The following is a 12,072-nucleotide window of genomic DNA, read 5'->3' on the forward strand; positions in this document are numbered from 1 at the left end:
CCCCCACGCCCTTGCGGACCCTTGCATGAAACAGTACAACGCCCTGCTGGAAAACCTGGCCCGCAGCTCTCTGCGCCTGAACAAAGGCATGACCGTCCTGCTGGGCCTGGCGCTGCTGCTGGCCGGCTTCAGTCTCTGGTCGCTCGAGCGCCTGATCGACGAACACAGCGACACGGTCAGCATCCACTTCGCCCGGCTGATGGAGAATGTACAGGAGCAGGAAACCTTCCTTGAGGCCCTCGTGCAACGCAGCGCCAAGGGGGAGTTGCTCGACTACCCACGTGCGCTCGAGCCGGCGCTGGCACCCATGCCCGAGGAAGGGCCGGACATCTACAAGGGCCAGATCTTTCCATTTTCCATGCCGTTCAGCCTCAAATTCGACCCACGCAACCTGGCTGACCGCGAAGTATCGGACATCTTCACCCTGGGGGCGAACCTGGCCAGCTTCTACAGCATGTTCTGGTCGGCCTCTCCGTACCGATCGCCGCAGGTGTTCCTGTTCTCGCCGGATGCCCGTTACGACATTACGGTTCCCGCCGCAGGACGCGGGCGGGGCAAGCTGGAGAATGAACCGTTCATCGATGTGATCAGGCAGGTCATTGCGCGCCAGCCTCAGGACAAGGAATGGGGCCCAGGCAGCAGGATCGTCTGGCGCAGCTATGTCGAGCAGCCGGACCAGGCCTCCCCGCCACGCGTGCTGGCCTACGCCAACGTCCCCCTGCGCTCGGGCAAGGCAGAGGGCCAAGCCACGCAAGTTGCATCGCTGGTGGACCTGGCCCAGATCGATGACTTCGAACGCATCATGGACTGGACCGTGTATGACCACTTTAACCTCATCACCCCAGCCGGCGAGGTGCTGATCGGCGCGCCCGCGCCCCTGAAGGGGGTGCATGAAGGCCTCAACATCAAGCCCGAAGGCCTGGTATTCCGTCTCCACGAACAGGCCAACGGTGGCTGGAGTGCGATCTACACCGTGACCTACCGGCACTTCTTCCGTTACGCGTTCTGGTCGCTGGCCGGCATCGCCGCCACGTTCCTGGTCCTCATCGGGCTGGGCCGGGTGGTCATCCGTTGGTATCAGCGCCAGGTCATCCTGCCTGCGCGCGCGGCCCACGAGATCATCACCGAGAGCGAGGCCTTCAGCCGGGTGGTCATCGACACCGCCCCGACCGGCCTGTGCGTGGTCCGCAGCGCCGACAACGAGGTGCTGCTGGAGAACCAGCGGGCGCAGCAATGGCAGGGCACCCGCGAGCTGGTCAGTACCCTCGCCTCGGCAGTGGGCCACACCCGCAGTGGCGAGCACTACCTGCAGGTCGAAGGCCGCCACCTGCAGGTCGGTTTCGTGTCGACCCGCTACCACGGCGAAGACGTGCGCCTTTACGCATTCAACGACGTCACCCGCCATGTCGAGGACGCCCAGGCGCTCGACGAAGCCCGGCGCGCCGCCGACGCCGCCAACACCGCCAAGACCCTGTTCCTGGCCACCATGAGCCACGAGATCCGTACCCCGTTGTACGGCGTGCTGGGCACCCTCGAGCTGCTTGGCCTGACGCACCTGGATGCACGCCAGCAAGGCTACCTGCACACTATCCAGCGCTCCTCGGCAACCCTGTTCCAGCTGATCAGTGACGTGCTCGACGTGACCAAGATCGAATCCGGGCAGATGGCGCTCGAACCCGTGCCGTTCTGCCCGCTGGACATGCTCGAGGACACCGTGCGCACCTATCGCGCCTTCGCCGAGCGCAAGGGCCTGTTGCTCTATGCCTGCCATGACGCCCGCCTGCCGGCGCAGGTGGTGGGCGATCCGATACGCATCCGCCAGATCCTCAACAACCTGCTGAGCAACGCCATCAAGTTCACCGACACCGGCCGGGTGGTGCTGCGCACCCGCGTGCTGGCGCTCGACGACACCCACGTGCGCCTGCAATGGCAGGTTGCCGATAGCGGCATTGGCATTTCCCAGGCACAGCAGGCCAGGCTCTTCGAGCTGTTCTACCAGGTCGCCGACGCCTCCAGCGAGGGCGGTGCGGGCCTGGGCCTGCCGATCTGCGGCTGGCTGGCCGACATGATGGGTGGCCAGATCAAGGTGGTCAGTGAGCCGGGGCTGGGCAGCAGCTTTTCCCTCAACATCAGCCTGCCACTGGCCCAGGGGGCGCTGAGCGACAGCCCAAGCGCAGTGCCCGACCCGACCCCGGTGTATGTGCGTGCGCCGATACCGGAGCTTGCCCAGCATGGCGTCGACTGGCTGCAGCGCCTGGGTATCGCCGCGACCCTGACGATTCCCCCCCTGGAGAAGGACAACCACCAGGCCCTGCTGGTAGACCTGCTCGACTGCCCGGACGCCGCCACCTGGCATGGCCAACGGATCTGCGCCAGCAGCGACGGCCCTACCCCCGGCGCGTTCGTCGACGGCTGCTGGCGGGTAGACCTGCATGACGTGCGGGCCATCGCCCAGCTCATCGCGGTCGTGCGCCAGGGCGGGTCGCCCGATGACCAGAACACCGCGCAACAGCAACGCGCCGCTCTGCGCCTGCATATCCTGGTGGCCGAGGACAATCCGATCAACCAGGCGATCCTGCAGGAGCAACTCGAGGCGCTGGGCTGCACCACGGTGGTCGCGACCAACGGTGAACAGGCCATGCAACGCTGGCAGCCAGGCCTGTTCGACCTGGTCCTGACCGACGTAAACATGCCATTGATGAATGGCTACGAACTGGCCAGGACCCTGCGCCAGCACGACGCCCGGTTGCCGATCATCGGCGTCACCGCCAATGCACTGCGAGAAGAAGGCCAGCGCTGCCTCGAGGTGGGCATGAATGCCTGGATGGTCAAACCGTTGAGCCTGCAGGCGTTGCGCAGCCATCTGGTCCGTCTGTGTCGGCCAGCACTGGCCGAAGCACCCAGCCGCGCGCAAGCGGACAGCCTCAGCGCCTCCCCCTCCCCTGCAGCCACCGATACCGTGCAAGTGTCCGACGCCATGCGCGCGCTGTTCATCACCACCCTGCGCGAGGATATGCAGCAGTTGCGCCTGGCCCTTGAGCAAGGCGACCAGCGGCGTCTTGGCGAGCGCCTGCACAGCATCGCCGGCGCCCTAGGCGCGGTACAGTCCCGGCCCCTGGCCGAGCAGTGCTGTGCGCTGGAAACCGCGCTGGCCGAGTCGCCGCTCGACGCAGCCCTGGCCGATAAGCTGGGGGGGGTGCTGGACAGGCTGTCAGCAATACTCGATGCCCTCGCATAGAATCAACTTCAGCGCTGATAGCGCATGGAAACAACCCTCCCATCCGCACCGGCTAACGGGTCGTCTTTTATGGAAAAACTCAAGGTCATCATCGCCGACGATCACCCCATCGTGCTGCTCGGCGTCCGGGAACTGGTCGAACGCGATCCACGCTTTAGCGTGGTCGGCGAAGCCGTCTGTTCGCAAGGGCTGATCGAACTGCTCGAACGCCAACCCGTGGACATGGTCATCTCCGACTACAACATGCCGGCAGACTCACCCTACGGTGACGGCCTGAAACTGATCGACTACCTCAAACGTCACTATCCCGCCGTCCGCATCCTCGTGCTGACGATGATTTCCAACCCGCTGATCCTGACACGGCTGCAGGAACTGGGCGTGGACGGCGTGATCCAGAAGAGCCAGTTGCATGGCGAAATCGAAAAGGCCCTCAATGCCGTCGCCCGCAACAGCACCTACCGGGCGCCGGCACCGGCAAGGCAGTCGGTGATCGCCTGTAACACCGCCATCGATCAACGGGTGGAAAACCTGTCACCCAAGGAATTCGAAATACTGCGCCTGTTTGTTGCCGGACAAAGTGTCAGTGAGATCGCCCGTAGCCAACATCGAAGTACCAAGACCATTAGTGCGCAGAAAGTTTCCGCGATGCGCAAACTTGAAGTGAACAGCGATCAGGAATTGTTGGCCTATTGCCTGGCGAGTCATATCTTTAATTAACTAGCGAGCGTCATTGCCCCACCATTAAGATTCGTCTGATGGGCCAGAGAAACCACCTGACTTATTGTGAGCGTGCATTAAGTTGCAGCACTTACTCACTCTCATGTGGACATCAATATGAATAAATTTTCCCTGGCCGCCCTGACCCTCTCGCTCCTGACCGCTTCGGCCGGTGCACTGGCCGTCGAGGCCACCGGGCCAGTCAACGGCGGCAGCGGCAAGATTTCCTTCACCGGCGTGATCAACAATGACGCCTGCTCGGTCGATGGTGCCAACGCCGACCGCGTGATCGCCGTAGACATGGGCAGCGTCTCGATCAAGGACATGGGCACCGCCGAAAACCCGACGGCTGGCCGCGTGACCGGCAAGGACTTCAACCTCAACGTCAACTGCAACCTCGGCACCAAGGTGGCGATGATCTTCGATGCCAACAGCGGCGGCTCGGGCCTGGTGACCGGCAAGAAGGTCCTGGCGCTGACCAAAGGCACCGGCACTGCCGCCAACGTTGGCATTGCCCTGCTCGACCCTAATGGCAACCTGATCGACCTGAGCTCGGCTGCCACTGCCAAGATCCAGAGCGACGTACACGGCACTGGCGCCGAGGGCGGCGACGCCACCCTGAGCTTCTCTGCGGCGTACGTCACCACGGGCGCCGCCGGCACTGCCACCGCCGGTCGCGGTGACGCCACCCTGCCGTTCATCCTGCAGTACGAGTAATCACTTCGCCGCTGCTCCCTGCGCGAGGCTGACCAGCCTCGCCACTTCTTCGCCCCGCAAGGTAACCAACCATGTTGCGTCGTTCTCTGTACCCCGTTCTCGGGTTGCTGGGCATGCTCGTCGCCGCCCAGGCAACTGCCAGCATCTCCCTGAGCGCTACGCGCGTCGTGTTCGACGGTGCGCACAAAGAAGCCAATGTCATCGTGCGCAATGGCAACCAGGAAGTCCTGGTGCAATCCTGGGTAGATGCCGGCGACCGTGCACAGGCACCGTTCGCCATTACTCCACCGTTGGCCAGAGTATTGCCCAAGCAGGAACAACTGCTGCGTATTCTCTATGAAGGCCAAGGCCTGCCGACCGATCGCGAGTCGGTGGTCTGGCTCAATGTCCAGGAAATTCCGCAAGCCAGTACCCAGGCCAATACCTTGCAGTTGGCGGTGCGCCAACGTATCAAGATTTTCTTCCGCCCGGCCAACTTGCCCGGCAATGCCCTGCTGGCCCCCGAACAACTGGTCTGGCAATTGACCCAGCGCGCCGGGAAGCCACAACTGACCGTGAACAACCCCAGCCTGTATCACGTGTCGATGGCCGATATCGAACTTAAAAGCGGGAAACAAACCGTGCTTAACGCCGATTCGACCATGATCGCCCCTGGCGAACAAAAGACATTCACCTCGGTATTTTCCCAGGTGGACGGCCCGTTGACGCTGACGTTCAAGAGCATCAACGACTATGGCGCCCAACATGGATATTCCTTGCGTTTGAACACTGCCCAGCCGGGTAGCGCCAAGCCTGCCGAACTCGCCATCACCTTGTGAAATCGTAGCCCCCACCTCGTGCCCTGGTCGCGTGCGGCCTCCCCGTGCCCAGCCCGTGCCGGGATATGAAATAGGTTTCTGGTATGTCTCTGTCCATCGCCCCCCACCCCGTCGAGGGAGCCGATGCAGGCGCGCACGCGTTCAGTGGCGGCACGCTTCGTCCGGCCTGGAAGCTCAACGCCCTGTCATTGGTCATCTGCACCGCGCTGCCCAGCCTTGCATCGGCGCAGGACGCCGCCCACCTGCAGGGCTTCAACACCACCTTTCTGCAGGGCGCGCAATCGGCGGTCGACCTGCAAATGCTGCTGTCGGCCAACAGCGTGCTGCCGGGCAACTACCGGGTAGACCTGTACAGCAACGAAGTGCTGGTAGGCCGGCGTGACATCGAATTCAACCGCCACCCACAGACTGGGCGGGTGGAACCCTGCCTGACCCTGGAACTGCTCGAGCAGCTGGGTATCGACATGGACAAGCTCAAGGCACAGGGGCGCCTGGATACCGCCTCGGCCTGCCACGACCTGGCCGCACTGATCGACCAGGCCAGCCTGAGCTACGACTCGGGTCACCTGCGCCTGTCCGCCAGCATCCCGCAGGTTGCCATGAAACGCGGCCTGCGCGGCTACGTCGACCCGCAACTGTGGGACGCAGGGGTGTCTGCGGCGTTCGTGAACTATCAGTTCAACACCAGCCGCAGCGCCGGCGATGCCGAGACCCGCATCGCCAACAACCTGAGCCTGCGCAACGGCATCAACCTGGGCAGCTGGCGCTTGCGCAACGAGTCGAACTTCAGCAGCGACACCGGGCAGCCGGACACCTTCAAGAGCAACCGCAGCTATGTGCAGCACGACGTGACCGCGCTCAAAGGCCAGTTCAGCGCCGGTGACATTTTCAGCGACACCGACCTGTTCGACAGCGTGCGCTACCGCGGCCTGAAGCTGGCTTCGGACGAAGGCATGCGCGCCGACAGCGAGCGCGGCTACGCACCTGTGGTGCGTGGCGTGGCGCAGACCAGCGCCAGGGTCGAGATTCGCCAGAACAACTACGTGCTCTACACCGCCAACGTACCGCCCGGCCCGTTCGAGATCAGCGACATCTACCCCAGTGGCTCCAATGGCGACCTGGAAGTCACCATCATCGAGGCCGACGGCCGTCGACGGGTCACCGTGCAGGCCTTCTCCAGCCTGCCGCTCATGGTCCGTGGCGGTCAGGTCAAGTACAGCCTGTCCGCTGGACGCTACAACAGCAACACGGAGGGCCTGGCCACGCCGCAGATGCTCAGTACGACGCTGGCTTACGGCCTGACCAACACCGTGACGGGCGTCTTTGGCCTGCAAGCCACCCAAGACTATAAGGCAATGGCCGTGGGCAGCGGCCTGAACACACTGCTGGGCGCCTTTTCGCTCGATGTCACCCACTCCTCGAGCAAGGCCCAGGGCCAGACCACCCAGGGCAACAGCTTGCGGGCGCTATACGCCAAGACATTCACCGGCACCGACACCAACTTTACCCTGGCCGCCTACCGCTATTCCACCGAGGGCTTCCGTACCCTCACCCAGCATGTCGAGGACCTAAGCGCCAGCGCGATCAAGCGCAGTGGCAACTCCAAGACCCGCACCGACCTGACCATCAACCAGAGCCTGGGCCGCAACCGCGCGTTCGGCAGCCTGTATCTGACCGCCACCGACCAGCGCTACTGGAACCGCGGCGGTTCGCAGAGCCTGACCGCCGGATACAGCAACAACTGGGGCGAGATCTCCTACAACCTGGACGTCAGCCGCACCAAGGAGCTGGGGAACTCAGGCCCTTCGGGGCAAGATACCCAGCTCAACCTGTCGGTATCGTTCCCACTCGGCAGCCGCGCCCGCGCACCGCGGGCGTTCGTCACCACCAGCACACAGAAGGGCAACGACACCACCCAGGCCGGCATCAACGGCTACCTGTCGGAGACCAGCGACACCTTCTACTCGATCCAGGGCGGCCACAGCCGCACCAGCGGCAGCTCGGCATCGGCCAACCTGAACACCCGCACTTCGGTGGCCGACATCAGCCTGGGCTATAGCCAGGGGCGCGGCTACGACTCGCAGAACCTGAACATTGCCGGCGCCGTGGTTGCCCACCAGGGCGGCATCAACCTCGGCCAGTCGCTCAGTGAGACCTTCGCCCTGGCCGAAGTGCCGGGTGTGAAGGGCGCAAAGATCAGCAGCTATAGCGGTGTGGAGACCGGGCGCAATGGCTATGCGGTGATCCCCAGCGCCCAGCCCTATCGCGTCAACTGGATCAGCCTGGACACCAGTGACCTGGGGGGCGACATCGAAATCGACAATGCCACCCAGCAGTTGGTGCCTCGCCGCGGTGCCGTGGTGCTTGCCCGCTATACCGGCAAGAGCGGGCGTCGGGTGCAGTTCGAGCTGTTCGACGAGCGCGGTCAACTGATACCGTTCGGGGCCTCGGTCGAGGACGCTGCGGGCCAGCAACTGGCAATTTCCGACCCGAGCGGCAAGGCATTGTTACTCCTGGAACAGGACCAGGGCAGCCTGACCATCAAGTGGGGTGAGCGCCAGTGTTCGGCACCTTACAACCTTCCGGAACGGGACAAGGCAGTTAACTATGAACGTCAGCGCCTGGCTTGCCGGCCGTGACACCCGCTCTTGTCTGCAGAGAATGCTCATAAGCGCCCGGTAGCTTTGGTATGATCAAACGCGACTCTGCAAGAAGGCAGCGCAACAAGGATTCCGATGCTGATGAATAAGGCCGCACCATGTCCTTGATTTCCCGCATGGCCACTCCATTTTTAGCGAATACCCACGCTTGATGCGAAAACTCCTGGCAAGCGCTCTGGCGCTGGTGATGATCGCCGCCCTCTGCGGCTATGGCTTCTGGACCCAACAGCGCCCGGAAGGCCACTACCTGTCCGACCTGCGCATCGAACTGGCGCTTAACCATGGCGTCCCGGGCGAGCACGGCAACCTGCTCGGTGTCGAACCACTGCTGTACCCGGGCGACTATCAGAACTTGCAACGCCTGCACCGCAAGCTCGCAGCCTATCTGGAGCAAGCCCGCGCCCAAGGCCTGGTGAACCCGCGCACGGTGGTGGTGCTGCCGGAACACATCGGTACCTGGCTGTGGGCGCGCGGAGAGAAGAGCGAGCTGTATCAAGTCACCCAGAGCCACGAAGCCCAACAATGGCTGGAACTGAGCAACCCGCTGCGCTATGGCCTCGCGGTTCTTGGCGCTGACGGCGACGACTGGCGCGCCGATGCGCACTTGCGCATGAAGGCCGAGCAGATGGCCGCAGACTACCAGCAGCTGTTCGGCGGCCTGGCCAAGGAATTTGGCGTCACCTTGGTGGCCGGTTCGATCGTGCTGCCCGAACCTTATGTGAAACAAGGCGTACTGCATACCGGCCGTGGCCCGCTGTTCAACAGCAGTGTGGTGTTTGCCGGTGACGGCTCGCTACTGGGGCAGCCCCAGCGCCAGCAATATCCCGACAGTGAAATGCGCCGCTACGTCCACGACGGCCGCCAGCACCCGCTGCAGGTCGTGCAGACCCCGGCCGGGCGCCTGGGGATACTGGTGGGCAGTGACAGCTGGTACCCGGAAAACCACCAGCAACTGACTGAACAAGCCGTACAACTGATCGCCAACCCAGCGTTTCTCAGTGGCAAGGGCAGCTGGCAAGCACCCTGGCGGGGAAATCGCCACCAGGATGCCAGCGCCGGGCTGGCCTTGCAGCGCGGCGAAGTCAGTGAACAGGCGGCTTGGCAACGCCTGACCGAAGTGGCCGGAACCGACATCAGCAGTATGAGCGTGTTCATGCGCGGGCAGTTCTGGGAACAGGGCAGCGATGGCCAGGGCTTTGCCCGCCAGTCGGGAGCGTTGCTTGCCGCCCCTCCCAGCCCAGGTGCCCGCCTGCTGAATGTGTGGCTGTAAGCCCATGGCCCGCCCCCGCGTGCGCCTGGGCGAACTGTCGGTGGGTTTTGTCCAGCCTTTGAGCGAAGCCCTGCGCGAGCTGGGCCACGACCCTGAACCATTGCTGCGCCGCTACGGCCTGGACGCGACACGCCTGGGCGAAGCCGGCGCACGCCTGTCCATCCCCCGCTACATGCATCTGGGCCACGCGGCAATCGAAATGAGCGGCGAGGCTGCTCTAGGCCTGCGTATGGGGCGCCTGAGTCGTCTGGCGCATGCTGGCCTGGCCGGGGTCACCGCGGCCCAGGCCCCCACCTTGGGTGAGGCCGCGCGCACCCTGCTGCGCTTCGAGCCGCTTTACGCGGCCAACTACCGTGGCCATTCCCGCTTTGTGGAAGATGCCCAGGGCGCCTGGCTGCGCTTCTACTCCATCAGCCCGTATAACGACTACAACCGCTTTGTGGTCGACTCACTGTTGGCCGGCTGGCTGGCCCAGTTGACCGACCTTGCCGGCACCCCAGTGCAGGCTGAACGCCTGGAGATCGAGTTTGCCGCGCCCTCCTATGCCGCCCGCTACCAAACGCTCTGCAGCACGCCTGTGCAATTCGCCGCCGACGGCAATCAGCTGCGTCTGAGCCGCGCCACCTTGCAACTGGCCAACCCAGCGCATTGCCCAAGTACCTGGCAGCACCTGTTGCAGTTGTGCGAAGCAGAGCTGCTGCAGCGCACGCGAGTGCGTAGCCTGGGTGAGCGCATTACTCACCTGCTGGGCCCGCTGCTCAATGGCGGCCGTGAACCGGACCTGGAGGAAGTGGCGCTGCACTTGCAACTGCCAAGCTGGACCTTGCGCCGCAAGCTCGCCGAAGAAGGCACGCGTTTTCGCGACTTGCTCAACGAAACACGGCGCGACCTGGCCGAGACCTACATCCGTGATACGGAACTGGCCTTTGGCGAGATAGCCTATCTGTTGGGGTTTGCTTCGGCCGAGGCCTTCCAGCGCGCATTCAAGCGCTGGACGGGCCTCACGCCGGGGGCGTTCCGCCGCAGCCAGCGGCAGCCGGGCTAGAGTTCGGTGGCGTCGTCGGCCGGTTCCGGGGTGTCCAGTTCGTAAGCCTGGGTTTCGAGAAGTTCTTCCTGGTATTCATCCATTGCCCTGCGTCCTCTTTGCTCATTTTGCCTTTGTAGGTATCGCCTTCAGCCTAAGCAGGTGGGATGAAGGGATGATGACAAGCTTATGAGTGGTAAACGTAGCAGGTGTTCAGGAAGTTATCGCGAGGCGTCTGTAACAGGGGATGTTTACAGCCTGAACCGGCCCTTTCGCGGGCTGCCGGCGAAAAGGCCGGTTCAGGCGACCCATCAAAGGGAGGGGGCGGCGGCCTCGGCCGGCTGGGCATCCTGCTGCACCTGAATGGGTGCAGCTTCGGCCGGCGGGGCCACAGGCTGCGAACCCTGGCTGTCATCCACCACCGGCGCCGCTGCCGCCTCGCTGGCCGGGGCTACCCCCGCAGGTGCAGGCGTCGCTTCAACCAACGGCGCAGCTGCCGGGGCCGGCGCCACCGGGTTTGCCGCCGCTTGCTCCGGAAGCCCAAGGTCAGCCGCCGGTTTTTCAACCTTCGGCGCTGGCGCTTCGACCTTGGCCTTGCTCACTTTTTTCGGCTTGGGCAGGTAACTCTCCACCAAGGCGAAATAGCGGTCATAGAACTGCGCCGCGGTCACCGTCTCACTGGCCACCTTGACCATCGAGTCGTCACTGGAGCCGATCGGCATCGACACCGAACCCAGCACCCCCACGCCCAGGCTGGCGGAGGTGTTGGACTTCTTCAGCGCATAGCGGTCCTGGAGGGCGTTGGCGAACATGGTCGAGCGCTGATCGTCGCTCACGTCCGGCGCACAGGTGACATTGAAGCTGATCTGCAGGTGGTTCTCGCTGTTTTGCTGAAAGCTCTTGTTACCCACCACCTGGTTGGCGCCGCTGCTGGTGATGATGTATCCCTGGCTAAGCAAAGCACGCCGGGCGGCCTCGCAAGAGCCGGCATCGCTCACCGGAAAGCTGCGCGAGAAGGTGCCCGAGTCATCGAAGTTCTCGTGCTCGTAGACGGCCGCTTTTTTCGAGGAACAACCGGTCACGCCCGCCAGCACCAGGGCCAGCCCGAGCGCACCAAAGACGGAAGATCTGGTCATTGCGAATTCCGGGTATGTCGGGAAAGTGCCTATTGTGCAACACAGCAGGCAGGCACAGGAACCGCTGGTCGGTGAAGAATCTGTCAGGCTGGTGTAAATCTGGGTAAAGGCAGGCACTTGCCAGGCGCACCAACGAAAAAAGCGACCCGAAGGTCGCTTTAACGTTGCTTCAAGGCGTTCATGGGGCCTTAAAGCGAAGATGGCGCAGCGGACGGGACTCGAACCCGCGACCCCCGGCGTGACAGGCCGGTATTCTAACCGACTGAACTACCGCTGCGTATCATTCAGGCTTGCGCCCGATTGAAACCTGGGTCTACCCTTCCGGCGCGATCGCCTCAGGGCAGGCACAAAAAAAGCGATAACACGATCGCTTCTCTTGTGTTTGCTTCAAGGTGTTCTAGGGACCTTGAAACGAAGATGGCGCAGCGGACGGGACTCGAACCCGCGACCCCCGGCGTGACAGGCCGGTATTCTAACCGACTGAACTACCGC

The 12,072-nt window shown here is 63.5% G+C and carries 8 protein-coding genes and 1 tRNA gene; 7 read left to right on the top strand and 2 right to left on the bottom strand.

Features of this window, described 5'->3' with window-relative positions; all coding sequences use genetic code 11:
- The first annotated feature begins 25 nt into the window (after positions 1-25).
- The 7 genes from ACTJJN_RS18940 (at position 26) to ACTJJN_RS18970 (ending at position 10,465) form a co-directional block, all read left to right on the top strand.
- Entirely contained in the window at positions 26-3,238 is a 3,213-nt protein-coding gene (locus tag ACTJJN_RS18940) for a hybrid sensor histidine kinase/response regulator (protein WP_012053261.1), read from the top strand.
- A gap of 69 nt (positions 3,239-3,307) precedes the next feature.
- Positions 3,308-3,955 carry a response regulator gene (locus ACTJJN_RS18945; RefSeq protein ID WP_012053262.1) on the top strand — a complete coding sequence of 216 codons (648 nt, stop codon included), beginning with the start codon at positions 3,308-3,310 and terminating at the stop codon, positions 3,953-3,955.
- A 117-nt stretch (positions 3,956-4,072) separates the two neighbouring features.
- A complete protein-coding gene (locus ACTJJN_RS18950; protein ID WP_012053263.1) occupies positions 4,073-4,672 on the top strand; it encodes a fimbrial protein in 600 nt (199 codons plus the stop codon).
- Between the two features lie 71 nt (positions 4,673-4,743).
- Entirely contained in the window at positions 4,744-5,490 is a 747-nt protein-coding gene (locus ACTJJN_RS18955) for a fimbrial biogenesis chaperone (RefSeq protein ID WP_014754036.1), read from the top strand.
- An 83-nt stretch (positions 5,491-5,573) separates the two neighbouring features.
- Positions 5,574-8,129 (top strand): fimbria/pilus outer membrane usher protein, encoded by a 2,556-nt coding sequence (locus tag ACTJJN_RS18960; RefSeq protein WP_014754037.1) that lies wholly within the window; start codon positions 5,574-5,576, stop codon positions 8,127-8,129.
- A gap of 172 nt (positions 8,130-8,301) precedes the next feature.
- The gene (locus tag ACTJJN_RS18965) at positions 8,302-9,420 is read left to right on the top strand and encodes a nitrilase-related carbon-nitrogen hydrolase (RefSeq protein ID WP_014754038.1); all 1,119 of its coding nucleotides are present in this window, start codon (positions 8,302-8,304) and stop codon (positions 9,418-9,420) included.
- A gap of 4 nt (positions 9,421-9,424) precedes the next feature.
- Positions 9,425-10,465 (top strand): AraC family transcriptional regulator, encoded by a 1,041-nt coding sequence (locus tag ACTJJN_RS18970; RefSeq protein ID WP_017147831.1) that lies wholly within the window; start codon positions 9,425-9,427, stop codon positions 10,463-10,465.
- A 290-nt stretch (positions 10,466-10,755) separates the two neighbouring features.
- On the opposite strand, the gene ACTJJN_RS18975 is transcribed toward ACTJJN_RS18970, so the two are convergent.
- Positions 10,756-11,580, bottom strand: coding sequence for a DUF2242 domain-containing protein (locus ACTJJN_RS18975; protein WP_012053268.1), 825 nt, complete (start codon positions 11,578-11,580; stop codon positions 10,756-10,758).
- A gap of 200 nt (positions 11,581-11,780) precedes the next feature.
- Positions 11,781-11,857 (bottom strand) — tRNA-Asp (locus ACTJJN_RS18980).
- Between the last annotated feature and the right edge of the window lie 215 nt (positions 11,858-12,072).

This window comes from Pseudomonas sp. 22515, from assembly GCF_052044625.1.
Classification (GTDB): Bacteria; Pseudomonadota; Gammaproteobacteria; order Pseudomonadales; family Pseudomonadaceae; genus Aquipseudomonas; species Aquipseudomonas alloputida.